This is a genomic window from Nocardia sp. CDC160 (genome assembly GCF_035818795.1).
GTDB lineage: Bacteria > Actinomycetota > Actinomycetes > Mycobacteriales > Mycobacteriaceae > Nocardia.
The window spans coordinates 896198-921676 of the sequence record NZ_JAYKYT010000003.1; the positions used below are offsets into that span (position 1 = coordinate 896198).

At 67.6% G+C, this 25479-nt stretch carries 25 protein-coding genes; 14 read left to right on the plus strand and 11 right to left on the minus strand.

Annotated elements, in window-relative coordinates:
- Positions 1–2: 2 nt before the first annotated feature.
- Together VMT40_RS18760 and VMT40_RS18765 are read right to left on the minus strand one after the other, a co-directional pair.
- Positions 3–833 carry an SDR family NAD(P)-dependent oxidoreductase gene (locus tag VMT40_RS18760; RefSeq protein WP_326359620.1) on the minus strand — a complete coding sequence of 277 codons (831 nt, stop codon included), beginning with the start codon at positions 831–833 and terminating at the stop codon, positions 3–5.
- A 28-nt stretch (positions 834–861) separates the two neighbouring features.
- Positions 862–2433, minus strand: a complete 1572-nt coding sequence (locus tag VMT40_RS18765; RefSeq protein WP_326359621.1) for a flavin-containing monooxygenase — start codon at positions 2431–2433, stop codon at positions 862–864.
- Positions 2434–2519: 86 nt separating this feature from the next.
- On the opposite strand from VMT40_RS18765, the gene VMT40_RS18770 reads away from it, so the two are divergent.
- A complete protein-coding gene (locus VMT40_RS18770) occupies positions 2520–3158 on the plus strand; it encodes a TetR/AcrR family transcriptional regulator (RefSeq protein WP_326359623.1) in 639 nt (212 codons plus the stop codon).
- Here VMT40_RS18770 and VMT40_RS18775 read toward each other — a convergent pair.
- Together VMT40_RS18775 and VMT40_RS18780 are read right to left on the minus strand one after the other, a co-directional pair.
- A complete protein-coding gene (locus tag VMT40_RS18775) occupies positions 3136–3288 on the minus strand; it encodes a hypothetical protein (protein WP_326359624.1) in 153 nt (50 codons plus the stop codon). The two genes, VMT40_RS18770 and VMT40_RS18775, sit on opposite strands and share 23 nt — an antisense overlap.
- A gap of 87 nt (positions 3289–3375) precedes the next feature.
- Positions 3376–4065 (minus strand): Crp/Fnr family transcriptional regulator, encoded by a 690-nt coding sequence (locus VMT40_RS18780; RefSeq protein WP_326359625.1) that lies wholly within the window; start codon positions 4063–4065, stop codon positions 3376–3378.
- A gap of 161 nt (positions 4066–4226) precedes the next feature.
- Between VMT40_RS18780 and VMT40_RS18785 the strand changes: the two genes are divergently transcribed.
- The gene (locus tag VMT40_RS18785) at positions 4227–5627 is read left to right on the plus strand and encodes an ATP-binding protein (protein WP_326359626.1); all 1401 of its coding nucleotides are present in this window, start codon (positions 4227–4229) and stop codon (positions 5625–5627) included.
- Here VMT40_RS18785 and VMT40_RS18790 read toward each other — a convergent pair.
- The 3 genes from VMT40_RS18790 to VMT40_RS18800 all read right to left on the minus strand — a co-directional run bounded on the left by VMT40_RS18790 (position 5624) and on the right by VMT40_RS18800 (position 8785).
- Positions 5624–7168 (minus strand): MFS transporter, encoded by a 1545-nt coding sequence (locus VMT40_RS18790; protein ID WP_326359628.1) that lies wholly within the window; start codon positions 7166–7168, stop codon positions 5624–5626. The genes VMT40_RS18785 and VMT40_RS18790 overlap by 4 nt on opposite strands.
- A 20-nt stretch (positions 7169–7188) precedes the next feature.
- A complete protein-coding gene (locus VMT40_RS18795; RefSeq protein WP_326359630.1) occupies positions 7189–7716 on the minus strand; it encodes a hypothetical protein in 528 nt (175 codons plus the stop codon).
- 139 nt (positions 7717–7855) lie between these two features.
- Complete coding sequence (locus VMT40_RS18800; protein ID WP_326359631.1) at positions 7856–8785, minus strand: glycine betaine ABC transporter substrate-binding protein; 930 nt, start codon at positions 8783–8785, stop codon at positions 7856–7858.
- Between the two features lie 301 nt (positions 8786–9086).
- On the opposite strand from VMT40_RS18800, the gene VMT40_RS18805 reads away from it, so the two are divergent.
- The 11 genes from VMT40_RS18805 (at position 9087) to VMT40_RS18855 (ending at position 18977) form a co-directional block, all read left to right on the plus strand.
- The gene (locus tag VMT40_RS18805) at positions 9087–9983 is read left to right on the plus strand and encodes an ABC transporter substrate-binding protein (protein WP_326360251.1); all 897 of its coding nucleotides are present in this window, start codon (positions 9087–9089) and stop codon (positions 9981–9983) included.
- A 14-nt stretch (positions 9984–9997) separates the two neighbouring features.
- A complete protein-coding gene (locus VMT40_RS18810) occupies positions 9998–11143 on the plus strand; it encodes an ABC transporter ATP-binding protein (RefSeq protein ID WP_326359632.1) in 1146 nt (381 codons plus the stop codon).
- Entirely contained in the window at positions 11140–11781 is a 642-nt protein-coding gene (locus VMT40_RS18815) for an ABC transporter permease (protein ID WP_326359633.1), read from the plus strand. Before VMT40_RS18810 ends, VMT40_RS18815 begins: the two co-directional genes overlap by 4 nt.
- Positions 11778–12461, plus strand: a complete 684-nt coding sequence (locus VMT40_RS18820) for an ABC transporter permease (protein WP_326359634.1) — start codon at positions 11778–11780, stop codon at positions 12459–12461. Before VMT40_RS18815 ends, VMT40_RS18820 begins: the two co-directional genes overlap by 4 nt.
- A gap of 102 nt (positions 12462–12563) precedes the next feature.
- Positions 12564–12986: a CBS domain-containing protein gene (locus tag VMT40_RS18825; protein ID WP_326359636.1), complete on the plus strand. Its 423-nt coding sequence runs from the start codon at positions 12564–12566 to the stop codon at positions 12984–12986.
- Between the two features lie 100 nt (positions 12987–13086).
- Positions 13087–13758, plus strand: coding sequence for a response regulator transcription factor (locus VMT40_RS18830; protein ID WP_326359637.1), 672 nt, complete (start codon positions 13087–13089; stop codon positions 13756–13758).
- On the plus strand, positions 13755–15110 hold the full coding sequence (locus VMT40_RS18835; RefSeq protein WP_326359639.1) for a sensor histidine kinase: 1356 nt from the start codon (positions 13755–13757) through the stop codon (positions 15108–15110). Before VMT40_RS18830 ends, VMT40_RS18835 begins: the two co-directional genes overlap by 4 nt.
- A gap of 123 nt (positions 15111–15233) precedes the next feature.
- Positions 15234–15566: a hemophore-related protein gene (locus VMT40_RS18840; protein WP_326359640.1), complete on the plus strand. Its 333-nt coding sequence runs from the start codon at positions 15234–15236 to the stop codon at positions 15564–15566.
- Positions 15567–15782: 216 nt separating this feature from the next.
- A complete protein-coding gene (locus tag VMT40_RS18845) occupies positions 15783–16739 on the plus strand; it encodes a hypothetical protein (protein WP_326359642.1) in 957 nt (318 codons plus the stop codon).
- A gap of 186 nt (positions 16740–16925) precedes the next feature.
- Entirely contained in the window at positions 16926–17498 is a 573-nt protein-coding gene (locus VMT40_RS18850; RefSeq protein ID WP_326359643.1) for a GNAT family N-acetyltransferase, read from the plus strand.
- A gap of 393 nt (positions 17499–17891) precedes the next feature.
- Positions 17892–18977, plus strand: coding sequence for a zinc-binding alcohol dehydrogenase family protein (locus VMT40_RS18855; RefSeq protein ID WP_326359645.1), 1086 nt, complete (start codon positions 17892–17894; stop codon positions 18975–18977).
- Here the strand turns inward: VMT40_RS18855 and VMT40_RS18860 are convergent.
- The gene (locus VMT40_RS18860) at positions 18961–19650 is read right to left on the minus strand and encodes a response regulator transcription factor (RefSeq protein ID WP_326359646.1); all 690 of its coding nucleotides are present in this window, start codon (positions 19648–19650) and stop codon (positions 18961–18963) included. The genes VMT40_RS18855 and VMT40_RS18860 overlap by 17 nt on opposite strands.
- Positions 19647–20921, minus strand: a complete 1275-nt coding sequence (locus VMT40_RS18865) for a sensor histidine kinase (RefSeq protein WP_326359647.1) — start codon at positions 20919–20921, stop codon at positions 19647–19649. Before VMT40_RS18865 ends, VMT40_RS18860 begins: the two co-directional genes overlap by 4 nt.
- Positions 20922–21023: 102 nt before the next feature.
- Here VMT40_RS18865 and VMT40_RS18870 point away from each other — a divergent pair, with 102 nt between their 5' ends.
- Complete coding sequence (locus VMT40_RS18870) at positions 21024–21902, plus strand: sterol desaturase family protein (protein WP_326359649.1); 879 nt, start codon at positions 21024–21026, stop codon at positions 21900–21902.
- A gap of 77 nt (positions 21903–21979) precedes the next feature.
- Here VMT40_RS18870 and VMT40_RS18875 read toward each other — a convergent pair whose 3' ends face one another.
- Positions 21980–23188 carry an NAD(P)-dependent malic enzyme gene (locus VMT40_RS18875; RefSeq protein ID WP_326359651.1) on the minus strand — a complete coding sequence of 403 codons (1209 nt, stop codon included), beginning with the start codon at positions 23186–23188 and terminating at the stop codon, positions 21980–21982.
- A 478-nt stretch (positions 23189–23666) separates the two neighbouring features.
- Complete coding sequence (locus VMT40_RS18880; protein WP_326359652.1) at positions 23667–25223, minus strand: FAD-binding protein; 1557 nt, start codon at positions 25221–25223, stop codon at positions 23667–23669.
- Between the last annotated feature and the right edge of the window lie 256 nt (positions 25224–25479).

Sequence of the window (25479 nt, forward strand, 5' to 3'; positions counted from 1 at the left end):
CCTTACGGCAGGAAGCGCTTCTGCACCACGGCGGAGATGCGCTGATAGTACGAGGCGGTGGTGCGCACGAACAGGTCGAGAGCCTTTGCCTCCCAACCGATCAGCACCCGACCGTGACCCTTGCGGACCGCCTCGGTAATGGTCTGCGCGGCCATTTCCGGGGTGTGCAGCGCCAGCTTGGAGTCGAACAGGGCGGCCAGATTCTTCTGGTTGAGCCCCTCGGCGACGGTGGCATTGCGGGCCACCGCGGTCTTGATGCCGCCCGGATGCACGCAGGTGACCTTGACCGGCGTCCCGTTCATGAGCATTTCCTGACGCAGCGCCTCGGTGAAGCCGCGCACCGCGAACTTGGCCGCGTTGTAGGCGCTCTGACCCGGGACCGCGATCAGGCCGAAGAGGCTGGAGATGTTCACGACGTGGCCCGCACCGGATTCGATGAGGTACGGCAGGAAGGCCTTGGTGCCGTTGACGACTCCCCAGAAGTCGACGTCCATGATGCGCTCGACGTCCTTGAAGGAGGTGTCGAGCACATCGCCGTGGTGGGCGATTCCGGCATTGTTGTAGATCTGATTGACCTTGCCGAAGTACTTCTTCACCTCGTCGGCATAGAGCAGCACCGACTCCCGCTCGGCCACGTTGAGCCGGTCGGATTTGATCTTCACGCCGTACTTTTCGCAGCGCCGCACGGTTTCGGCGAGACCCTCGGCGTCGATGTCGGACAGCGCCAGGTGCGCGCCGCGCCGGGCCAGGTTCTCCGCCAGCGCCCGGCCGATGCCGGAACCCGCGCCGGTGATCACGCAGACCTTGTCCTTGAAGTAAGCGTCGTTGCTCACGATTACCGCCTTCGGTCGATGGGATGGACTAAACAGCCTGGGCGACACGCTCGGTCGTCGTGTCGTAGGCCGAGACGTCGAAGTGTTCGAGCAGGCTGCGGAACCGGAAGGTGAAGTCCGGCCACAGCGTGGTGTTGTTGCCGTGCTTGTCCAGATACCAGGAGGCGCAGCCGCCGGTGCTCCACACCGCGCCCTCGAGTTTGCGCTGCAGTTCGGTATTGAATTCGTCCTGCACGTCCTTGCGGACTTCCACGGTGCGCAGGCCCAGCTTGTCGAACTGTGCGATCGCGTCGGCGATGTAGTTGATCTGCGATTCGATCATGAAAACCATGGAGGTGTGGCCCAGACCCACGTTCGGCCCCAGCATGAAGAACATATTGGGGTAGTTGTGGATGGCCGAACCCTTGTAGCCCTGCTGCCCGATGGCGTCGAAAACCTCGGCCAGGGTACGGCCGTCGCGCCCGGAGACGGTGTCGTAGACCGGCGAGTCGGTGACGTGGAAGCCGGTGGCGACGATGATGGCGTCGACCTCGCGCTCGGTGCCGTCCTTGGTGACAACGGAATTCGCGCGGATCTCCTTGATGCCCTCGGTCACGACATCGACATTGTCGCGGCTCAGGGCCGGGTAGTAGTCGTTGGAGATGAGCATGCGCTTGCAGCCGATGCGGAAGTTCGGGGTGACCTTGCGGCGCAGCTCCGGGTCGCGCACCTCGGCGAAAAGCTTGGCGCGGGCAATGGATTCGAGAATCAGCATGGCGGGCGGGAACTTGGCCAGGCCCACCACCTGCGTCTCGCGGGAGGCGTAGATGCCCGCGCGGTAGAGCGCGCGCAGCGCCGGAATGTGCTTGAGCGCGAACTTCTCCGGGCCCAGGTATTCGCGGTCCACGCGCGGCAGCAGCCAGGGCGCGGTGCGCTGGTAGACGTCCAGGTGCGCGACCTTCGAGGCAATGCTGGGGACGATCTGAATGGCGGAGGCGCCGGTGCCGATGACGGCGACGCGCTTGCCGGTCAGGTCGGAGTCGTGGTTCCAGCGGGCAGAGTGGAAGATCTCGCCCTGGAAATCGTTGATGCCCTTGATGTCCGGCAGGTTGGGCTCGCACAGCGCGCCGACCGCGGAGACCAGGATGTCGGCGGTGAAGGGCCCCTGGCTGGTCTGGATCTCCCAACGGGCGTCCTCGGCGTTCCACTGCGCGCCGGTCATCTCGCAGTCGAAGATGTGCTTGTCTCGCACCTGGTACTTGTCGGCCACGCCCTGGATGTAGCGCTGGATCTCCGGCTGCTTGGAGAACGAACGCGACCACTCCGGATTGAGCGCGAAGGAGTACGAGTACAGCTGCGAGGGCACGTCGCAGGCGGCGCCCGGGTAGGTGTTGTCGCGCCAGGTGCCGCCGACATCGTTCCCGCGCTCGAGCACGAGGAAGTCGGTGCGGCCCTGCTGGCGCAGCCGAACGGCCAGCCCCAGGCCCGAGAACCCGCTGCCGACGATGATCACGTGGGCGTGCCGAGCTTCCCGAGCAGCACCATTGGCTTCCCGAGCAGCACCATTGGCTTCCCGAGCAGCGCCGTTGCGGACAGCTTTGTCTGTAACCTTGCGACTCATATAAGCGAGAGTAGGGTCTTATTGAGCACCAGTCAACAGTATTGACTCATGTTCAGTAAAGTGGACCCGTGACCAAGGAGCGCAGCGTGAGCAGACCGGACAACTCGGCTCCAGCGCCGAATGGCAAACGGGTGCGCCTGAGCCCGGCCGAACGCCGCCAGCAGCTCATCACACTCGGGGTGGAAATGCTGCGCGAACACGATCTCGACGACATCTCCATCACCGAGATCGCCGACCGCGCGGGCATCTCCCGCGGCCTGCTGTTCCACTACTTCGCCTCCAAGCAGGACTTCCAGGTCGCCATCGTGCGTCAGGCCAACGCCGACTTCCTGGAACGCACCGCCCCCGACCGCAACCTGGACCTGTTCTCCATGCTGCGCGACGCCATCGAGCGCTACATCGACTACGTCAGCGAGAACAGCTCCGGCTACCACGCCCTGCTCCGCGGCCCCGTCAGCGCCCGCCCCGAAATGGCCGAACTCGTCGCCGACGCCCGCCAAGCCACCGCCGACCGCATCCTCGCCGAAGCCCCCATCCCCCCCGACAACCCCGACCACCCCCGCCTCTCCCTGGCCATCCGAGGCTGGATCGCCTTCGTCGAAGAAGTAGTCCTCACCTGGCTCCGCGACCAACCCATCACCCGAGAAGCCCTCGTGGACATGCTCGTAGCCTCCCTCCCCGCCCTAGCCCTCAACGCGGATCTCACCGCGGCCCTGCAACAGTGACGTCAGGCGGCAACTCCCCGGTCACGGCGACGACGATGAGCGTGGCCGCCAGCGGACTGTGCACGAGCAACAGGGTTCGGTAGAGCTCGTCGACCGTGCGCGATCCGGGCGGCTTCTCGGGTGCTGACATTGATCACACCTTCCGGGGTTGTGCCCCGATACAACTGAGGGGATTTCCCGAGGGTGACACGGCCCGAATGCAAGGACGCCTGAAAAATCAGGTCTCCCGAGGGTCTTTCGTGGAGTTCTTGTCGAATTCGGTGAATCGGCGCAAACATTCGACGTCTCGCACGATCACATGGCGGTTGTACAGGCACACCGCCTTTCGATCCCGCATCTCCCGCATCGCGAGCCCGACAGCGTCGGACCCGGCGCCGATGAGGTTGCCGAGTTCCTCGTACGACAGCCGCACGGTGATCTCCCACCCCTCGTCGACGCGACGCCCCCAGGACTCGACAAATTCCACCAGCAGCCGCGCCAATCGAATCGGCACTGGACAACCGGCGAAATCGAGGCGGCGTTGATCGGACCAGGCCAACCGGTCCGCCAGCGTGCGGCACAGCACCAGCAGCGCATCCCGATGCGATTCGAGGAACGCCATGAAGACAACGCCCGGTATTCGATGCGCGATCGTCGCCGTGCAGACCGTCGCGGTATTCGAGCGCGGCGAATCCGGCACCAGCGCACCGAGCTCCCCGATCACATCACCGCTGACCCGAATGGCGATCAACTTGCCGTCATCGGAGGTGATCTTCACGCAGGCCGACAGTCTCCGGTCGCGTGAGCGCAGCAGATAAACCATGCTCCCCGGCTCCCCCTGCCGCATCAATACCCTCCCCGGCTCACATGGGGTCTGCACACCGAGCCGCAGCAGATCCTCCCGCGACCGCGGACACAACCGCTCCATGAAAGTCCCCGTAGGCCATGGCCAATTGGCGAGATACCCGCCACTCTGTGGGTTCACCGTTGTATCCAGTTCCGTACCGCCGTTGGAAACTGTCCCCGAACCTCCACGGTAGCGACCGAAAGTCGTTGCGGGGGTGGGGGTGGGCGAGGATGCTTGGCGGGATGGGGAGTGAGCGTTTCGACGCCGGGGAGTTTGCGGCGGAACTGCAGCGGATCGTCAAGGCGACGGCGGATGCCGTGTCCACCGATGGGCAGGTGAATCCGCTGGTGGAGAAGATCTTTGGGCATCTTGCCGTGGAGCCGACGGCGGTCACGATGGTGACTGCGGACTGGCCGAACTGGGAGCATGTGAATGTTCAGCGTGGGGTGGATGCCTATGTGGCCGAGCGCGGATCCGCGCCCGAGTGGTTCGGGATCGCGGGGGCGCAGCGGTCCGGCGATGATCTGATGGGTCTGCTGACGCATGCCCGCCGCCATGGATTCTATGAGCTCGGTACGGTCGATTACGCGACGGTCGCCATCGGTCCGGACAAATCCACCGAGGTCGTGAAGCTTGGGCTGGTGAACACCGCGGCTCCCGATGGCGCACCGATTGTGCTGTGCCTGCGGGGCGCGGATCCGCGCTACGGGAATCAGAATTGTCAGCTGACAGTGCTTGCGGCGGAACGGGTTACCGCCACCGCGGCGCGCGAACGCATCGAAGAGCTGATGGTCGAGCATGACGTCTACCGGGGACAGGTGCTTGCGTTCGGTGTCAGTGAGCATCGCGGGAACGAGCTGGTCACCTTCCTGCCACGTCCGCATCTGGGCGCGGCGGATGTGGTGCTGCCCGACGGTGTCCTGGATCTGATCGAGCGCCACACCGTCGGTATTGCCACGCACGGCGCACGCTTGCGGGCGGCCGGGCAGCATGTGAAACGCGGTCTGCTGCTTCATGGTGCGCCCGGCACCGGGAAGACACACACGGTTCGCTATCTCATGGGGCGGCTGCCGGAAACCACGGTGATCGTCATCAGCGGTTCCGCCATGCGCATGATCAACGCCGCGGCCGCGCTGGCGCGGCGGCTGCAGCCGAGCGTGGTCGTGGTCGAGGACGTGGATCTCATCGCAAAGGATCGCAGCTACAGTCCGGCCGGAAATCCCTTGCTGTTCAGTCTGCTCGACGCCATGGACGGCATCGGCGGGGACGCGGATGTCACCTTCCTGCTCACCACCAACCGGGCCGGGGAGCTGGAAACCGCGCTGGCCGACCGGCCGGGCCGGGTCGATCTCGCGGTCGAGATCCCGCGGCCGGACGCACGCGGGCGGGCGGCACTGTTCGCGCTCTACAGCAAGGGATTGACGGTAACCGCCGACCTCGAGCCGATCGTGGCCGCCACCGCCGGGCAGACCGCCTCCTTCATCAAAGAGTTATTGCGGCGCGCGGCTTTACGGGCGATCACCACATGCCCGGAGCAGCAGCCGGTGACCGTGGACGACGCGGACCTGATCGCGGCCCTAGGCGAAATGAACGACTCGGCGTCGGGTCTCACGCGCACGCTGTTGGGCGCGCCGCAGGACTAGGTCTCGTACTCGTAGCCCGAATGGTCGCCCCGGGAGGAGATCAGGGTTAGGAGGGCGGCTAGGAGGATCATGGCGGCGGAGACTTCGAGGGCTACGTCCAGGCCGCGGTGGAAGGCGGCGTAGGTGGCGTTGATGACGTGGTCGACTATGGGGCCGTAGGCGGCTGAGGCGGCGGCGTCGCCGCCGGTGGGGACCTTGCCGGTTTCTATGGCGTCGATGACTATCGATTGGAAGTTGGCGGGGATGCCGAGTTGGTTGAGGCGGTCGGTGAGGTCGGAGTTGAGGAAGGAGTTCACCAGGGAGCCGAGGGCGGCTACGCCGACTACCGCGCCGACCTGGCGCATGGTGTTGGTGGCGGCGGCGGCCATGCCGGAGTGTTCGGCGGGGACGCCGGAGAGGACGGCCGAGGTCAGGGGGACCACGGCTATGCCGAAACCCAGTCCGGCCAGGGCCAGGGCGAGGGCCAGGGGGCCGAATTCCGGTGAGACGCTCAACATTTGGCGGGTCAGGAGGATGCCCGCGGCACCCAGGAGGCAGCCGGTGACCATGGGGGTGCGGGAACCGCGGCGCGCGACCCAGTAGCCCGCGTAGAGGGCGCCGAGGATGATGGCGGCGGCCATGGGAGCGAAGACCGCGGCGGTGCGCCAGCCCGAATAGCCCACCACCTCTTGGAGATACAGCGCGGTGAAGAAGAAGATCGAGAAGATGCCGAAGTAGACGGCGAAGGCGACGATCAGGGCGCTGCGCACCATGGGGCGTTTGAGGTAGTGGAAGTCGAACATCGGGTTGCGGGCACGCAATTCGATGGCCAGGAACGCGGCGAAGGCAATGCCGCCGAGGACGAACAGGGTGATTACCGACGTCGCGCCGTACCCGGACTCCTCCCCCGAGATGCCCGCGTAGATCACGCAGCCGAGAAACGCCGAGCCCGTGAGGAATCCGGCCACATCGACCGGACCCGGTTGCGGGTCGGCGGATTCGGGCACGTAGCGGAGGGCGGCGGCCAGCACGACGGCGGCCACGGCCAGGTTGAACCAGAACACCGAGCGCCAGCCGAAGGCCCCGACCAGGACACCGCCGATGACCGGCCCGAGCGCGAGCGCCAAACCCGAGACGGCCGCCCAAGCACCCAGTGCGCGAGCACGTTCGGCGCGATCGGGGAACACGTGCCGGATGACCGACAGCGTGCCCGGTTCGGAGGCCGCCGCACCCAGACCCATGACGGCCCGGCCCGCGATGAGCACCGCCACGGTCGGCGCGAGCGCGGACAACACCGAGCCCGCCGCGAAAACCGCCAGCCCGGCGATCATGACGCGCTTGCGCCCCCACCGATCGCCCAGCGATCCGGCGGTCAACATGAGGCTCGCGAACACCAGCGTGTACGCGTTCACCACCCACTGCAGCGACACCACGCCCGCGTGCAGATCGGACTGGACGTTCCCGAGCGTGACACTCACGACCGTGGTGTCCAGGAAGGTCACGAACAGCACCGCCGTGACGGTGGCCAAGGCGATGCGCGGTCGCTGTGCGGTCCCCAGCATGTCAGGCCGTCTCGCGCATATCAGCTGGTGGGTACGACCGACCCGGCCGTGCAGGGCGCGGGTGGTTTGCCCTGCGTCTCGAGGGAGAGCAGGTTGCAGAAGGTCGCGGCCGCCACCTTCCACGCACCGGCGGTGAGCACGGCGCTACCCGGCTGATCCTGTAGTGCGGGAGTGCCATTCAGCGACACCGTGAACACCACGTCCGCGTGGTCGGAGCCCGCGGCGGTCACGCTGGACACGGTCGCCTTGGTGCCCTTGGCGATCGGCGTATCCGCCTGGGCCTTGATGGTGTCGGCGAACGCCTGCCCGTTCTCCAGCAGCGCGATCTTCTGATCGGCCGACGTGCCGCCGTCGAAGAACTTCTGATAGACGTCGGTGACGGCCTGGGTGAGCGCGGTGTCCGCCCCGGCGGCGGTGGTGACGTGGGTGGTCTTGGGTTCCTTGCCCGAGACTCCGCACGCGCCCACCGCGAGCACCGTAAGCGCGCACAGCGCAAGGGCTTTCAGCGCCCAGGGGGTAATCGATTGGGAGCGAATACGCTTCGACATGCCTCGTCCTCCCCGGATCGACGGGACGGCATGGATGATCAGTTCAGGTTACTCGTCCGAACCGATCGGTGTGCCCGGATCGGGGAGCCCTACCCGGTTCACAGAGACGTTGGCACCCAGAGCGCGTGGACGTAGAGACTCAGAGCGCGTGCGCGTCGAGCCAGTCGCGGGCGACCGAGGACGGCACCGCGCCCTGATCGCGCACCTGGTGGACCATATCGGCGAAGTCGGTCGTGGTGAGTTCGCCCGCAACATAATTGAGCTTGCGAATCTGCTGGTCGGTGAGCGCGCCCTTGCGCAGGACCGGGAGCACGCTCGCGGCGCGGAAGGCGTAGTCCGGGTCGGCGAGCGAGGTCAGGCCGACACCGCCGTCGGGCAGCAACGCGGGCGGTCCGCCCAGGACGCCGAGCTGGATTTCCCCGTCGGACAGCGCTTTTCGCAGGTCGGTGTCGTTCGTGTAGGTCACCGGGTGCACGATGTCGCAGTGGTAGACCGTCCGCAGCGGCTCCACCACATCACGTTGCGGGTCGAGCGGCGCGCGCAGGGCATCCAGCGGCGGCCCGGTGGTGATGCCGACGGTCAGCTCCGCGCACCGCGGCGCGAGCTCCTTCAGCGAGGACGGGTACTCCGCGTTCCGGGTCGCGGCCGCGACCACGGTGGGTCGCAGATCGGTGCCGTCGGCCGGGTCGGAGTCGACGACCCCTTCCGGAAGCGCCTTGGACAGTGCCGCATTGACCGCATCCGGTTTGGTGGCGGTGGCCGTCGAATCGAGCGCGGTCAGCAGGTCACCGCTGACGTCACCGAACAGCGCGATGGTGTCGGAGTCCAGTCCCGCGAGCAGATCGGTGCGCTGCCCCATGCGCTCCTTGGTCTGCGTGCGCAGCCCGGTCCGTGCCAGCGCGCCCGCGTAGATCTCGGCGATCATCATGGACTCGGCCGAGTCCCCGGCCCCCACGGTCAAAACCGGCCCGGTCTCGTGACTTCCGCAGGCGGCGAGGACCGCCGTGACCGCGATGGCCAGCAGTGGACGCGAGAGGCGACGCGCGAGGGAGTCAGTTCGGGCGGACACGCGCAACAGTCTGCCGCAGGCTGATCCCAGTGCTTCCGCAGGGTGGAAACACCCCGGCAGGATGGCGCGGCACCATCCGCCAAATGCCGAAACCAACCCCGGGTAGGCAACGTTCGAGGAATGGAACAGGCAATATGGACAGTTAGGTCTGTTTCGGGGTGGAAAGTAGCCCCGCTCGCCTGGCCGCACACCGCTCGGAAGGACGACAGTGCACACGCTCACCACCACGCGCGCCGACGGCAGGCGCACCGCCCGAACCCTCGTCAGGATTCTCGCCGCCTCCGTCGCGCTTGCCGCGGCCATGGCGCTGTCCGCCTGCGGCGGCTCCAAGTCCAATCCGCTCGGCGGCGGAGGCGACTGCGGCGGCGACACCAACAAGCTCACCGTCGGCTCGGCCAACTTCCCGGAATCCGAGACCGTCGCCGACGTGTACGCGGAAGCCTTGCGCGCCAATGGTTTCGGCATCGACACCAAGCTGAACATCGGCAGCCGCGAGGCGTACGTGCCCGCGCTGAAGCAGTGCTCGATCTCGCTGATCCCGGACTACACCGGCAACCTGCTGCAGTACCTGGACAAGTCCAGCACCGCCACCACCCCCGACGAGGTGAACGCGGCGCTGACCAAGGCGCTTGGTGATCAGCTCGCCATCGGCACCCCCGCGCCGGGTGAGGACTCCGACGCGGTCGTGGTCACCAAGGCCACCGCCGACAAGTGGAATCTGACCAGCATCGCCGATCTGGCCTCGCACTCGGCCGAGGTGAAACTGGCCGCGCCCGCGGAGTTCTCCGAACGCCCGGGCGGCCTGCCGGGCCTGAAGAAGAACTACGGCCTGGACATCCCCACCGCCAACTTCGTGCCGATCGCCGACGGCGGCGGCCCCGCGACGGTGAAGGCGCTGGTCGACGGTCAGGTCACCGCGGCCGATATCTTCACCACCTCCCCGGCCATCACCGCCAACAACCTGGTGGTGCTGACCGACCCCAAGCACAACTTCCCGCCACAGAACGTGGTGCCGCTCTACAACAGCGCCAAGAAGAGCGACAAGCTGACCAAGGTGCTCAACGCGGTGTCCGCGAAACTGACCACGGCCGAACTGATCTCGCTGAACACCGCGGTGTCCGGCAGCAGCAAGACCGAGCCCGCCGCGGCCGCCAAGCAGTGGGTGAGCACGCAGGGGCTCGACAAGCCGATCGCCTGACGGAGGGGAACACGGTGTCCGACATCGAATTCAGCGGCGTCAGCAAGACGTATCCGGACGGCACCACCGCCGTCCACCACCTCGACCTGCGCATCGAATCCGGGTCGTTCACCGTGTTCGTCGGCCCGTCGGGCTGCGGCAAGACCACCTCCATGCGCATGATCAATCGCATGATCAGCCCGACCGCGGGCAGGATCACCGTTGGCGGGCAGGATATTTCGCGCATCGACCCGGTCAAGCTGCGGCTCGGCATCGGCTACGTGATCCAGAACGCGGGACTGCTGCCGCACCGCACCGTGGTCGACAATGTGGCCACCGTGCCGGTGCTGCGGGGGCAGTCCCGCCGCGCGGCCCGCAAGGCGGCGCTGGAGGTCATGGATCGCGTCGGGCTGGATCGCGGGCTGGCGGGGCGGTATCCCTCGCAGCTCTCGGGCGGTCAGCAGCAGCGCGTGGGTGTGGCCCGGGCGCTGGCGGCGGATCCGCCGATTCTGCTCATGGACGAGCCGTTCAGCGCGGTGGACCCGGTGGTGCGCACCGAACTGCAGACCGAGATGCTGCGGCTGCAGGCCGAATTGCGCAAGACCATCGTCTTCGTGACCCACGATATCGACGAGGCCATCAAGCTCGGCGACCATATCGCCGTCTTCGGGCCGGGCGGCTTCCTGCAGCAGCACGATGTACCGCAGACCGTACTCGCCCAGCCCGCAACCGATTTCGTGGCCGGATTCGTGGGACGCGACCGCGGCTACCGCGAACTGTCCTTCCGGCCCGCCGATGCCGTTCCCCTGCACGAGCTTTCGACGATCACGCCGGATCAGGTGCACGGCACCCGGCTGGAGAAGGGCGAATGGCGGCTGGTCATCAACGAGGCCAAGAAGCCGTTGGGCTGGATCGACACCACCGGCGTGGAGGGCGTGCGCGCCGGGCACCCGCTCGCCGACAGCGTGGCCGCGGGCGGCTCGCTCTTCCCGCCCGGCGGTGATCTGCGGCAGGCACTCGACGCCGTGATCTCCTCGCCGTCGGAAATCGGTGTGGCCATCGATGATTCGGGGGCGGTGCGGGGCGCGCTCTACGCCCGCGACGTGCTCGAACAGCTGCATCGCCAGCGCGAGGCCGAGGACGCCGAACGCAATCGGGTCTTCTTCGAGGAGTCGAGGTGAGGTACCTCCTCGACAACTTCGACGAGATCGCCGGATACGCGCGCACGCACCTGTATCTGGCGCTGGTGCCACTGCTGCTGGGATTGGCCATCGCGATTCCCATAGGGGCACTGGCGCATCGGGCGCGGTGGTTGCGGCGGGTCACCACCACGGCGGCCAGCATCGCCTACACGATTCCGTCGCTGGCGCTGTTCGTGATTCTGCCGCCGCTGCTGAACATCGGCGTCATCGATCCGCTGAATGTCGTTATCGCCCTGACCATTTACTCGGTGGCGCTGCTGGTGACGGCGGTGCCGACGGCACTGGACTCGGTGCCCGCCGACACCCTGGACGCGGCCGACGCCATCGGCTACACCCGGCTGCGGCGCGTGCTCACCGTCGACTTTCCGCTCGCCCTACCGGTTTTCATCGCCAATCTGCGCGTCGTGGCCGTCACCAATATCTCGATGGTGACCGTGGGCGCGCTGATCGGCGTCGGCGGGCTGGGCAAGCTGTTCACGCAGGGCTATCAGCGGGACTATCCCGACGAGATCGTGGCGGGCATCATCGTGGTGTTGGCGCTGGCGCTGATCGTGGACCGAGTGTTGTTCCTGCTGGGCAGATTCGCGACGCCGTGGCTGAAAGGTCGTGCGGCATGAACCTTTTCCTCGACGCCTGGCATTTCCTCACCGACGGCGCGAACTGGTCCGGGCCCACCGGCATCGGGCGGCGGCTGCTCGAGCATCTGTACTACAGCGCACTGGCCGTGGGGCTCTCGGCGCTCATCGCGGTGCCGATCGGGCTGCTCATCGGGCATACCCGACGCGGGTCGGCGCTCATTGTCGGGTTCGCCAACTCCATGCGCGCGCTGCCGACGCTGGGCGTGCTGACCTTCGTGGTGCTGCTGCTCGGGCTGGGCCTGACACCGCCGCTGCTGGCGTTGTTGACCGTCGGCATTCCCCCGCTGCTGGCCGGTGCCTACGCCGGAATCGCCAATGTGGATCCGCTGGTGGTGGATTCCTCGCGGGCCATGGGGATGAGCGAACCGCGGGTGCTGTTCCAGGTCGAACTGCCCAATTCGCTGCCCGTGCTATTGAGCGGGCTGCGCGCGGCCACGCTGCAGGTGGTGGCGACCGCGACCATTGCCGCCTACGTGAATCTCGGTGGGTTGGGCCGCTACATCTTCGACGGGATCAGCCTCTACCGCTACGACAAGGTGCTGGTGGGCGCGATTCTGGTGGCCGCGCTGGCCTTGTTCCTGGACGGTCTGCTGGCGTTCGTGGTGTGGCTGAGCGTGCCGGGGACCGGGCGGTTGCGCCGGGTGGTCGGCCGGGCGTGAGTCCCCGTCGCGAGCGGGTTCGAACCACCCGCATTGACCTTCGACTGTGACCGGGGTCACGATGTCTGGTGGCACATCCACCCGAGACAGGAGGTCGATGCTGTGAAGGCTCGCGACATCATGCACCGGAGTGCGGAATGTATCCCCGCCGATGAGACCCTCGACCGCGCCGCTCAGCTCATGCGGAACATGGATGTCGGCGCGCTGCCCATCTGCAATGGCGAGGAATTGATCGGCATGCTCACCGATCGCGACATCGTCGTGCACTGCGTGGCCATGGGACACGATCCCAGCCGGGTCCGCGCCGGGGACCTCGCGCAGGGGCGGGTCTGGTCGGTGGATGTGGACACCGAGATGAATACGGTCCTCGACGTCATGGAGCAGAACCAGATCAAGCGCATGCCGGTGCTGGATATGCGCAAGGGCAATCGGCTGGTCGGCATGATCTGCGAGTCCGACCTGGCCAAGAACCTCAGCGACAAGCAGCTCGCGGAGTTCATTACCGCCATCGCGGTCCCGCACTGAACTCTTGGGCGTCCCGCACTGAGCTCTTGGGCGTCCCGACTGAGCCGGTAAGCGTCCCGGTTCGCAGCGAATTCACAGCCCGGGCCCGCATGATTGCCGGGTGCAACCGGGACGCATTCTCGTGATCGAAGACGCCGAGGCCATTCGGGCCGCGGTGGGAGCCGGACTGTCCGCCGCCGGGCACGAGGTGCTCGGGCGCGCGGACGGCGGATTACTTGAACAGGACCTGGCCCAGTTCCGGCCCGACGTGGTGGTCCTGGACGTGATGCTGCCCGGCCGCGACGGCTTCGCCCTGCTGGAATCGGTGCGGGCGCGCTCGGCGGCGGGTGTCGTCATGCTCACCGCCCGCGACGGAGTCGAGGACCGGGTGCGCGGCCTCCGCGCCGGATCCGACGACTACGTGGTCAAACCCTTCGACCTCACCGAACTCGTGGCGAGAGTCGAAGCCCTGCTGCGGCGCATGGGAAAACTACAGAGCCGCATAGTGATCGGCGACCTCGAAGTGGACGTGGACGCCGCCACCGCCCGGCGCGCAGGCCACGAACTCACCCTCACCGCCACCGAATTCAAACTCCTCGCCTACCTGGCCGCCCAACGCGACCGAGTACTCACCAAAACCCAAATCCTCACCGCCGTCTGGGGATACGAGGACTACGACCCCAACCTCGTCGAGGTCCACGTAAGCGCCCTCCGCCGCAAACTCGAAGAGCACGGCGCCCGCGTAGTCCACACCGTCCGCGGCCTCGGCTACACCCTCCGGGCGCCACGATGAAGACAGTCTCACTGCGGGGGCGTGTGACTCTCACGGCCGCACTGGTTTCCGGGGTTGTGCTGGTGTTGGTCGCGTTTCTGGTGCATGGGTTGTTCGGGCTGGTGGTGAATCACAGCGAGAACACCGTGTTGACGGATCGGGTGCAGTTGGCGAAACAGTTGGCGCAGGAAGGGGTTTCGCCGGAGGATTTGGTGGCGCGGGTGGATACGCATTCGGTGCGAGCGCGGCTGGTGTTGGCGGATGGGCGGACGTTCGGGAGTCTCGATCATCGGCTCGCGGAGGACAGCACCACCAAGACGCGGTTTCTGCGGCTCAGTGGGCCTGGGGCGATCAACGATTCGCGGCTGACCATGCAGATCGACACGCCGCTGCTGGCTCGCGTGCAATCGCGGCTGGCCTTGCTGCTCGTGCTGGCCACCGCGGGTGCGATCGCGGTGATCGTGGTCGGTCTCTGGTTTCTCGTGCGGCGAGCTCTCGCCCCGCTGGACACCATGACCCGCCTGGCCCGCGATATCGCCCACGGCCATCTCGGCCGCCGCCTCAATCCTTCTCGCACCGACACCGAATTGGGCCGCACCGCAGCCGCTTTCGATGAAATGCTGGATGCCCTCGAGGGCGCGCTGCGCGACACCGCGGCCGCCGAGGCCCGCGCCCGCGCCTCCGAGCAGCAGATCCGCGTCTTCGTCGGCGACGCCGCCCACGAACTGCGCACCCCCATCACCGGGGTCCGTTCCCTCGCCGAGGCCGTCTTCCACCAGCCCGCCGACACCAATCCCGAAGACCGCCAACGCATGCTCCTGCTCCTGGTCCGCGAAACCCAGCGCGCGGGCCGCCTGGTGGACGACCTCCTCGACCTGGCCCGCATCGACGCCGGTCTCCACCTCCGCCGCGAGCCCGTCGACCTGCGCACCCTCACCGCCACCCACCTCGACCGCATGCGAATACTGCACCCGCACATCGACTTCCACCTCACCGGCGACCCGGTGACGGTCTCGGCCGACCCGGAGCGCATCACTCAAATCCTCACCAACCTGTTCACCAATGCCTGCCAGGCAATGAAGGACCACGGCACCATCACCGTCGCCCTCCGCACCGAATCCGGCTCGAGCAGTGTCGAACTCACGGTCTCGGACACCGGTCCGGGCATTCCTCCCGAGGACCGCGAGCGCATCTTCGACCGCCTGGTCCGCCTCGATCAGGCCCGCGACCACCGCCCCGACGGCTCCGGCCTCGGCCTCGCCATTGCCCGCGGCCTGGCCCGCGCCCACGGCGGCGACCTGACCTGCGTCGCACCCCCACCCGGCCGGTCAGGCGCCGTCTTCGCCCTCACCCTCCCCATCGCACCGAACTGAGCGGAGCCGGGATTTGCTGGTCCGTGTCTGAAGATCGGCTGAAGATGGCGACCGGATTCAGGGCAACTTCAGCCACCACGGGCAAATTCGGTGGGGAACCAACCCCCCGAAGATGGAGTGAGCATGAAACGCCCCCTCGCCGCGACGCTGGTCGCCGCCGCCGGAGCCGCCACAATCGCCCTCGCGATCCCCACCACCGCCTCCGCCGACACCCCCACCTGCGGCCCCGCGGCCGCCGCCGCGGCCCGCGCCGACTCCGCCCCCAAGGTAGCCGCCTACCTCGCCGCCCACCCCGACGTCGCCGCCGAACTCGCGAAGGTCAAGTCCCTCCCCAAAGACCAACGCCGCGCCGAACTGAAATCCTGGCGCCAGTCCAACCCCCAGGAAGCCCAAGACTTGAAGGCCGCCCACCAAGCGGTCATCGACTACCACAAGTCCTGCGGCAAGCAGAAGTAACGCCGCCCGCGTAGGGGGCCGGTCGATCCGACCGGCCCCCTACGCATATCGCCACCAGCCATAACCTGCCGGTCTGCCGATCACCGAGTGGCACATCATGGATGGGGATCTACCCGAATTCGCCTCCGGTATGTCCCACTCGGCACTTCTCAGGTCGCGGAGATGTCGGACCTGGCCGCTACAGTCTTTGGTACACAGCACTTACGGGGGATCACAATGGGTTATGACATCAGCTTTCATCCGGTGAACATGCGCCTGGTCGAGGAGCGGGTCGTTCCGTTTCTGGCCGCCCGCGGTGGTGACGATGATCTGGATGATCTGATCGCCGACGCGGTACGGCAGGCGAAGGTTCGGTTTCGGGCGAATGCTTGGGGGCTGGGCACCATGAAGGCGTATGGACGTGAGGGTTTCGACAGCGGCCTCTTCATTTGGGGGCGGCCCTTCTTCGTCACCGCCGAGGATCCGGCAACCGTCGCCGAAACCGTTGTCCGCTATTGCGATTCGCACCTCGACGAGGTCGACGATCTGGCCCGCGGCCAGATCGCGCTGCTCGATCCGACGCTGGCCAAGTACGTCGAGCCCGACATGAACGGCACCCTGCCCGATGATCACCTGCTGGCCAAGGGTTTTCGCTGGAAGCTCGACCTGCTGCGGGAGGCAGCGTCGGCGATCCGCGCCGGACGCACCACCATCCGCAATGGCGATGGCGACGAGATCTCCGCCGCGAGCGCGCTGACCGGCAATGCCCACTTCGTACTGATCGAATTCCTCGCCGCCCTTCTGCCCGGCTGGATCGAGCGCGGCCGGGTATGGCCCACCGAACTGGCCGAGCAAGCCGCGACCGAGGGCAATCCGCCACTGTCGGACAATTCCGCGCTGTTCGGATCCCTCCCGACCGAATTCCCTTCGCTGGATTGGCCGTCCAACTGGACCATCCCCTCCAACTACGCGATCGGCGGCTACGCCGCACCCTCGAACATCCACCCCTTGCGAACCTGGCTGTCCCGCAACCTCGATGATCTCACCGCAGTGGGCGACCAATGGGACGACCGCCCATACGTCAGCAAGGCCCTCCGCAAACTGGACGAGGCCCTGGCCCTGGCCGAACTGACCGGTTCCGCCTTCGTCGAAGCCGCCGAGATCTACATCCCCGGCATGGGCACAATCAACTAACCCGCAACAGTGCCCAGGTGCATGCTCGTGGACTTCGGCGCACGTCGCGGGGGGGGCGAATCCACTCTGAGCGGCGCTGTCATGGTCGGATTCGGGCTGAGGCTGGCCGCGAGCCGTCGGCGAGCGGGCAATCAGCTGTCCCTTTAATGGGTTGCTGGGGCGGTAAGTGGTCGCCACTATCGGGACATGGAGGGTGACGGGTTGGCCGCGTTGGGCCCGGGAACTGGACCGCCGGAGCGAATCGATTTGGGGGAATTGGTGATTCGCAGGTGGGAGCGGGAAGATTTGGCGGCGCGGTTCGCGGCTCTTTCGGCGTCGTATGAGTATCTTCGGCCCTGGATGGAGTGGGCTGGTGAGCCGATCACACTGGAGCAGCAGCGGGCGTTCGGAGAGTCCGTCGCGGAGAGTTGGCCCAGCGCGAGCGGCAGCTTCAACTACGGCATGTTCGATAGCGACGGAACCGTTCTCGGCGCAGTCGGCTTGCACGACCGGCTCGGCCCCCCAGCGGTCGAGATCGGCTACTGGTGCCACGCCGCGCACACCGGCCGAGGGGTGGTAACTCGCTGCGCGGGCGCGCTAACCGAGGCCGCCTTGGCCCTGCCAGGTGTCGAAAGGGTCGAAATACACTGTGACGCAGCCAATATACGCAGCGCCGCAGTCGCCCAGCGCCTCGGCTACCACCTCGCTCGCATATCCCCCCGCAAGAAACGCGCCCCCGCCGAATCCGGCCGCGGAATGATCTGGGTCAAGCACCGCTAGCCCGCACGGTCGCAACCCCACGAGCATGCAATCCAGCAGGCAAACGCCGAGAAGACCCCTGCCCAATTGCATGCTCGTGGATTCCCGGATGCCCGGTGCCCAGGGTTGGGTCAGCCGAGCAGGAGCCGCACAATCCGGGATCGGGGGCGGGGAGCCCGTTTGCGCTGGTAGGCGGTGGCTTTGAGGCGAGGGCCTAGGGAGTCGGTGACATAGAAGTATTCGCCGCCGATTCGAGCGCGCGGTTCGAGGCCATTTCGGCGTCGTATGAGCACCTTCGGCTTTGGATGCCGAATCCGGTCGCGGAATGTACTAGGTCAAAGCGCGGTGACCGGCCCGTTCCGATGGGCGTAAACCGCGCCTAGCGTGGGGGGAGACGAACGGAAAGGCTTTCCCATGCGCGCAGCGACATTGACCGCGTTCGGTTCACCGCTCGAAATTCAGGACGTGCCAGACCCGGAAACCGGCACCGGCGAGGTGCTGGTCGAGGTGTTGGCCGCCTGTGTGCTGCCGTACGCCGCCGAGATCTTCAGTGGCGCACGGCGTTATCCACTAGAACCACCGGTGGTGCCCGGTGTCGGTGGCATCGGGAGAATCGTGCGGATCGGTCCGGATGCGACCAGGCTGCGCGTCGGGGATCTGGTCTGGTGCGATGCGACCGTGCGATCCCGCGACGACGCCCTGACGCCGGATATAACCTTGCAGGGGTGGAGTTCTCGCGGTGCGGGCGGGGCACGACTGGCCCGGTACCTGCATGACGGACCCTTCGCCGAACTCATGCGTGTCCCCACCGAGAACGTCTATCCACTGCCCGCACGGGCGGCCGCCGACCCCGCCCGGTGGTCGAGCATGACCGTGTACTCCGTTCCCTACGGCGGCCTGCTGGCCGGTGGGCTCGAGGCGGGCGAGACGGTGCTGGTCAGCGGCGCGACTGGCAATTTCGGCAGCAGCGCGGTGGCCGTCGCACTCGCCATGGGCGCGGGGCAGGTGGTAGTTCCGGGGCGCAACCGCGCCGTCCTCGACCTGCTTGCCGATGGTTTCGGGTCGCGGGTGCGCCCGGTTCGACTCGGCGGCGACGAGGAGACCGACCGCGCCGCCATGGGCGCGGCCGCCGAGGGCCCGATCGATCTCGTCCTCGATCTGCTGCCGCCCGAAGCGCCCGCCTCCGCCACCCGCGCGGCGGCCATGACCGTGCGCGAGTACGGGCGGGTCGTGCTGATGGGCGGCGTCGGCACGCTCGGCGGCGCGGACCTGGCCCTGCCCTACCCCTGGATCATGCGCAACTCGGTGACCATCCGCGGACAGTGGATGTTTCCCCGCACGGCGAATGTGGGCATGATCCGCCTCGTCGCATCCGGTGCCCTCGACCTCAGCCGTGATCGCCTCACCCGCTTCGGCCTCGACCAGGCCAACGACGCGGTCGCGCACGCCGCGAAACACAACGGGCCCTTCGACCGCACCGTCCTCACGCCGGGGGCTTGACAGGGCCTCCTTCCGATCGCGCGGCTCGGGGCTGGACGAGGCCGTGCTGGTGGGCGTAGACAACGGCGTGAATTCGGTCGCGCACACCGAGTTTGGCGAGAATTCGCGAGACGTGGGTCTTGATCGTCTCCTCGCCTACGCCCAGGTCGGTGGCGATCTCGCTATTGCTGCGGGCGTCGGCCAGGAGCAGCAACACCTCCCGCTCGCGGGCGGTCAAGTGGGACAGCTCGGGCGGCTCCACGGGCGGTGCTATACCGATCGCGAAACGCGGTGCGAGCCTTCGGGTCATCGAGGGATCGATGACGGCGTCACCGCGGACCGCGACCCGGATGGCGGCGACTAGTTCTTCCGGGGGGAGGCTTTTCAGGAGGAAGCCGCTGGCTCCGGCCGAGAGGGCGCGGTGGAGGTTGGCTTCGCTGTCGTAGGTGGTGAGGACCAGGACTCGGGTGCCGCCTGCGGCCACGATGGCTTCCGTGGCGGCTAGGCCGTCTAGCTTGGGCATGCGGACGTCGAGGATGGCCACATCCGGGTGGGTGCGGGCGGCCGCTTCTATGGCGGCGCGGCCGTCGCCGACCTCGGCCACGCATTCGAGGTCGGGGTGGGAGTCGACCACCGCGCGTAGGCCGGAGCGGAAGACGGTGTGGTCGTCGGCGATGAGGATGGTGATGGTCATGCGGCTCCGATCGGTACGGAAATCCGGATGGCCCAGCGGGGTCCGGTCGCACCGTATTCCACGGTGCCGTCGAACAATTCGACGCGGCGGCGGATGCCCTCCAGGCCGCGGTGCACATCCTCGCCCGAACCCCGCCGCGCATCCTTGCCCACGCCCTGCCGCGCGTCCTCGCCAGAACTCCGACGCGCGTCCTGGCCCGAACCCCGACGCGTGTCCCCGCCCGGACCGCGGTGTGCGTCCTCGCCCGAGTCGGTCGCGGCGATGGGATTGGTTTCGTGGATCTCGACTCGGCCCGGGCGGTAGCTGATCTCCAGTTCCGCTGGGGCGCGGCCGTGCCGCAGCGCGTTGGTCAGCAGTTCCTGGACGACACGGTAGAGCATGACGTCCAGTGACTCCGGCAGCACTGGAGGTTCACCTGAAACCGTCACGTGCACAGTCAATCCGGCGTCTCGGACGCGCTGTACCAGGTCCTCGATGTCAATCAGTCCGGGCTGCCGCTCGCCCGCCTCGTCGCGCCCGTGCAGGAGATCCAGTTGCCGCCGCAGGTCCACCATGGCTGCGCGGCTGCTCGACTCCACCGCCGTCACCGAACGCACCGCCGTCTCGGTGTCGGTGCGCGACAACGCCATTCGCGCCACTCCGGCGTGAATCCCGATGGCGCTCACGTGATGTGAGATCACATCGTGCAGGTCCCGCGCGATGGCCTCGCGCTCATCGGCCAGTGCCCGATCCAAGGCCGCCCGATGTTCCTGCTGCCGCAGCCGTTCCCGCTGTTCCAACTCCGCGATATAGGCCCCGCGCGCCGCCGTGTACCGACCCACCAGCCACGGCACCACGCCCGCCCCGAGGGTGAAGACCACCAGCCGAACCGGCTTGTTCGTGCCCGCGAGCGCCGCCGCCAGATTGACCGTCACCGCACCCCCGGCCAGCAGCACGACCGTGAAAACCGACACCGCCCCGCTCAGCCATGCCCCCGCCTGATACCCGGCCACCAGGTACCCGACGTCGAAAACCCGTGCGGTGATCCCGTAATGGTGGGCGAACCAGGCCACCGACACCTTCACCGCCACCTGCGCCACCACCACGGCCGCCGCCGTCGACGCGGGTGCGGCCAGGGCCAGGTCCGCGGCCACCGTCGCCACCGTCAGCACCGTGGCGAGCACCGGAGCCAACCCGAAGGCCCCGCACATGATCATCTGCGCCCCGTCCAGCACCGCCGCCACGGCGGCCACCAGCAGCGACTGCCGAGCCAGCGACCTGGTCACATCCATGGCCGCACGCTACCGCGCGGCACCCCCGTCCCCCGTGTGGGGGACGCGGAATCCCCCGTCGGCGCGACGATTCGGCCCGCGCCCGGAACTAGCGTCGAAACCATGTCCGACCTGTTCATCTACGCCCTGCCAGCGTTCGCGCTCCTGATGGTGATCGAGTGGATCGACAACCGCCGCGACCCGGACCGCCCGGCCAATGGCATCGATCGGCGCGACACCACCTCCAATATCGCCACCTTCGTGCTCGGCCGCATCGCCAAACCGCTCCTGGCGCAGGTGATCCCGTTCTCCGGCGTGGTGCTGGCGGCGCACTTCACCCCGCTGCACCTCTCGCCGCGGCACTGGTGGGTGTGGGTGCTGGGCCTGATCGTCACCGATTTCTGCTACTACTGGGCGCATCGCGCCGACCACCGCATTCGCCTGCTGTGGACCTCGCACAGCGTCCACCACTCCAGCCGGTTCTTCAATTTCTCGACCGCCATCCGGCTGCCCTGGGCGCATCCGGTCGCCAATATCCTGCGCGGCCTGTGCTGGGTGCCCGCGGCGCTGCTCGGCTTCCCGGCATGGATGATCTTCGTGCTGCAGTCGATCGGTTTGCTCTACCAGTTCCCCATCCACACCCAGCGGGTGCAGACCCTGTGGCGGCCGATCGAATTCCTGTTCAACACCCCGGCACACCACCGCGTGCATCACGGCTCGAACCAGCCGTACCTGGATACGAATTACGGTGGCGTCCTGATCATCTGGGATCGGCTGTTCGGCAGCTTCGCCGCCGAGACCGAGCCGATTCGCTACGGACTGACCAAGGACATCGACACCGACAATCCGATCAAGGTCAATTACACGGAGTTGCTGGATCTGGTCCGAGATGTGCGTTCCGCGCGGACCTGGCGCGGCCGCGTCGGATATGTCTTCGGCCCGCCCGGCTGGTCGGAGAATCCCGCCACACCGGAGCCGAAAAAGGCCCCTGCGATAGCGTGAGAGAAAAAGCGAATGGGCGCTTCATCTTTCGATGAAGCGCCCATTCGTGAGGCAGGCCTGGCTCAGCGAGCGAGCTACTACGCGACGCCCTCGGCGCGCGCCGCATTGCCCACGGCCTCGGCGACGGCCGGAGCCACCCGCGGGTCCAGCGGGCTGGGGATGATCTTGTCCGCGGACAGCTCACCCGCCACCACATTGAAGATCGCCTCGGCGGCGGCCACCTTCATGCCCTCGGTGATCCGACGCGCACCGGCGTCCAGCGCGCCCTTGAAGACGCCCGGGAAGGCCAGCACATTGTTGATCTGGTTCGGGAAGTCGCTGCGGCCGGTGGCCACGATGGCGGCGTACTTGGCCGCCACCTCCGGGTGGATCTCCGGGTTCGGGTTCGACATGGCGAACACGAAGGACCCGGGAGCCATGGACGCGATGAGCTCCTCGGCGATGGTGCCCGCCGACAGCCCCAGGAACACGTCCGCGCCCGCCAGCGCCTCGGCCGCGCCACCGGTCACGCCGCGCGGGTTGGTGCGGGCGGCCAGCGCGGTCTTGTACTCGTTCAGGTCGCCGCGGTCCCGGCTCACGATGCCCTTGGAGTCGAGCACGACAATGTCGGAAACGCCTGCGGCCAGCAGGATGTCGGTGCACGCGACACCGGCCGCGCCCGCACCCGACACCACGACCTTCAGGCCGGACATGTCACGGCCGGTCACCGCGGCCGCGCCCTTGAGGGCGGCGAGCACCACGATGGCGGTGCCGTGCTGATCGTCGTGCATGACCGGGCAGTCCAGCGCCTCGACGACCCGCTTCTCGATCTCGAAGCAGCGCGGCGCGGAGATGTCCTCCAGGTTGACCGCGCCGAAGCTCGGACGCAGCCGGATCAGGGTCTCGACGATCTCGTCGGGGTCCTTGGTGTCCAGCACGATCGGAATGGAGTCCAGCCCGGCGAACTTCTTGAACAGTGCCGCCTTGCCCTCCATCACGGGCAGCGAGGCGCGCGCGCCGATATCGCCCAGGCCCAGCACCGCGGTGCCGTCGGACACGACCACGACCAGGCGCTCGGCCCAGGTGTAGGTCTTGGCGAGGGACTCGTCCTCGGCGATGCCGAGGCAGACCTTCGCCACGCCCGGGGTGTAGGCGATGGACAGGTCGCGCTGGGTCTCCAGCGGAGCGGTGAGTTCGACCGAGAGCTTGCCGCCAAGGTGCCCGGCGAAAATTTCTTCGTTGGTGATGTCGGACAGGTTCGCGCCATTGGACGCCGGAGCCTTGGTGGCATTCACTGCTTCAGTCACGGGTGACACGATTTCACTCCTGATCGGTTCGGACTCAACCGTTTGACGGTTACCGTTCGGTAATAGCGGAATTTATGGTTTCGGTGCTCATATATCTTTTGCCGCAGCCGTCTCGCCACCTCATCGTGGCAACGCACACAAAGTATTACGACATTGCGGAGAAGGCATGGCGACAGCGCAGATCGTCGAGCGAGAACCGGAGGGGTGTGTCCGATACAGCGGGGTGATCCCGTGCGGACCCACGAGTCGGGGTGCGTGATCACCGAGTGTCCCGGGCCGGGCGGTGGCGACGGCCAGGATCGGATCATTCTGCCAGTCGCTGCGACGGCCTGCCAAATCGCCCCCGGGTCCGTCGCGTCGCCTCCACATCGTTGCAGCGTAGGCCACCCGAATCACACCGAGATGAACGAAAACTCCCTGGTGGGGAAGAGAACCGGGAGAACTGTCACAACCCGGTCGCACCGGGCGCGGTGAGCTGTCAAGCCGGGCGGGCGGAGGCGGGTGTGAGGTCCGGTCGGACCCAGACGCTTTCGAGTCCGCCCGAGATCAAACGTACCCGCCAGTCACTTCCCGCGCCGGGGTGGTCGGTACGGCGATGCATGCCGCGGGTCTCGGTGCGGGCCAGCGCCGAGTACTTGGTCCAGCGGGCCACCGCCAGCAGCGCCGCGGCCTGGCGGGCGCGCACGCGTGCGGGTCCCTTTCCGCCGAGCGCCAATTCGGCCCCGGGCCAGATCCCGTCCAGTTCGGCGATGCTGTCGCGCAGACTGCCGTCACTGCGCCAGTAGCTGCGCCGCAGCGGCAGCGTGTGCTCCTGCACCAGCCCGACCACCGCGCGCGGATCCAGCCGCGCCTTGTCGCCCAGCCCCGCGCCGGGCACCGGACGCGCCTTGCCGATCTTGCGGCGGGCCGCCGCGAAACCGGCCGCGCCCGCGCCCGCCCACACGCCCGAGGAGATGGCCCACGCGCCGTTCTGGCCGCCGAAACCGCTGACCGCCCCGGTGATCGGCTCGCGGGTGGTGACATCGCCCGCGCCGTAAAGCCCGGGAACCGTGGTGGCGCAATCGGGTCCGGCCAGCCGCAGGCCGCCCGTGCCGCGCACGGTGCCCTGCAGCACCGCCGAGAGCGGCACCCGGCCCGAGGGGTTGGGCCCGAGCCGCTGCAGTTCGACCCGCACCGATTCGGGCAGTTCGTCCAGGGCGGCGTAGACCCGGCGGCCGTCGGCGATGGCCGCGAAAGCCTGTGCCCGCGAACCGCATCCCCGCCCCCACAGCACCGCCCGCGACTCGTCGTAGAGGGTGGCGAAGTGCATGACCTGGTCGGAGGCGAAGACGGCCGACACCGGACGGTCGCCCCACTGCGGCGAATCCGCCACGGGGGCCAGCGAATACGCGTTGGAGAACTCCATGCCCGACAGTTCGGCCCCGGCCTCCGCGCCCATGAGCAGGCCGTCACCGGTGTCCACATCGGTGCCCGCGCCGCCGGAGAGGAAGGCGCAGCCGCCGGTGGCCAGCACCACCGCGCGGGCCTTCACGGTCCAGCCGTGGACCTCGCCCTGCACCGCCACACCCGACGCGCCGGAGACGACGCCGTCGCCGTCGGCGAGCAGTTGCAGGGCCGGATGGTGGTCGAGAATCCGCACCCCGGCGACCACCATGCTGCGTCGCAATCGACCGAGGTATTTGGCCCCGTCGAGGTAGACCCGCGCCGGGCGCTCGGCGTGTTCGCCCTGGAATCGGAATCCGCCCCGCACCAGCTGACCGACCCGCCGGTGGGTCTCCTCCAGCACCCGATACATCCACTCCGGATCCCCGAGCCCGCCGCCGTGCGCGAGGGTCTGCCGCACGGCCTCCTCGCGCGCCTCGCCCGCGGGCAGATTCCACAGGGTGACCCCGCCGCGCGCGGTCGGACCGCTGGTCCCGCAGCGGGCCTTGTCGACGACCACGACCCGCGCGCCCGCGGCGGCCGCGGCAAGGGCGGCCCAGGCCCCGGCCGGACCACCTCCCAGCACCAGCACATCGGCGTCGAATTCGGTCATATCGACAAATGTTCGACGACAGTTCAACTGCCCGCAACCGTTATGCGTATTTCAATTCCACCACTGTGCCCAGAGCAGATATCCGGCTACCGCGAAAACGACCAGGCATCCGAAAAATGCGGTCAAACCGTGACGCCTATCCGCATATATCTGGGCCGTAACAACCGCTACCGCCGCGCCCACATGCCATGTCACATCCAGCCATCCGGGGCCCGGAAACCCACGCCGAGCACCCATGATGGCGGCCCCGACGACC

Coding starts and splice junctions, on each gene's coding strand:
- VMT40_RS18790 (WP_326359628.1), bottom strand. CDS start 7,168: ATGCTGGGGACCGCACAGCGACCGCGCATCGCCTTGGCCACCGTCACG.
- VMT40_RS18845 (WP_326359642.1), top strand. CDS start 15,783: ATGGGTTATGACATCAGCTTTCATCCGGTGAACATGCGCCTGGTCGAG.
- VMT40_RS18765 (WP_326359621.1), bottom strand. CDS start 2,433: ATGAGTCGCAAGGTTACAGACAAAGCTGTCCGCAACGGCGCTGCTCGG.
- VMT40_RS18840 (WP_326359640.1), top strand. CDS start 15,234: ATGAAACGCCCCCTCGCCGCGACGCTGGTCGCCGCCGCCGGAGCCGCC.
- VMT40_RS18860 (WP_326359646.1), bottom strand. CDS start 19,650: ATGACCATCACCATCCTCATCGCCGACGACCACACCGTCTTCCGCTCC.
- VMT40_RS18865 (WP_326359647.1), bottom strand. CDS start 20,921: ATGGATGTGACCAGGTCGCTGGCTCGGCAGTCGCTGCTGGTGGCCGCC.
- VMT40_RS18795 (WP_326359630.1), bottom strand. CDS start 7,716: ATGTCGAAGCGTATTCGCTCCCAATCGATTACCCCCTGGGCGCTGAAA.
- VMT40_RS18805 (WP_326360251.1), top strand. CDS start 9,087: ATGGCGCTGTCCGCCTGCGGCGGCTCCAAGTCCAATCCGCTCGGCGGC.
- VMT40_RS18775 (WP_326359624.1), bottom strand. CDS start 3,288: ATGTCAGCACCCGAGAAGCCGCCCGGATCGCGCACGGTCGACGAGCTC.
- VMT40_RS18850 (WP_326359643.1), top strand. CDS start 16,926: ATGGAGGGTGACGGGTTGGCCGCGTTGGGCCCGGGAACTGGACCGCCG.
- VMT40_RS18855 (WP_326359645.1), top strand. CDS start 17,892: ATGCGCGCAGCGACATTGACCGCGTTCGGTTCACCGCTCGAAATTCAG.
- VMT40_RS18785 (WP_326359626.1), top strand. CDS start 4,227: ATGGGGAGTGAGCGTTTCGACGCCGGGGAGTTTGCGGCGGAACTGCAG.
- VMT40_RS18870 (WP_326359649.1), top strand. CDS start 21,024: ATGTCCGACCTGTTCATCTACGCCCTGCCAGCGTTCGCGCTCCTGATG.
- VMT40_RS18880 (WP_326359652.1), bottom strand. CDS start 25,223: ATGACCGAATTCGACGCCGATGTGCTGGTGCTGGGAGGTGGTCCGGCC.
- VMT40_RS18820 (WP_326359634.1), top strand. CDS start 11,778: ATGAACCTTTTCCTCGACGCCTGGCATTTCCTCACCGACGGCGCGAAC.
- VMT40_RS18835 (WP_326359639.1), top strand. CDS start 13,755: ATGAAGACAGTCTCACTGCGGGGGCGTGTGACTCTCACGGCCGCACTG.
- VMT40_RS18780 (WP_326359625.1), bottom strand. CDS start 4,065: ATGGAGCGGTTGTGTCCGCGGTCGCGGGAGGATCTGCTGCGGCTCGGT.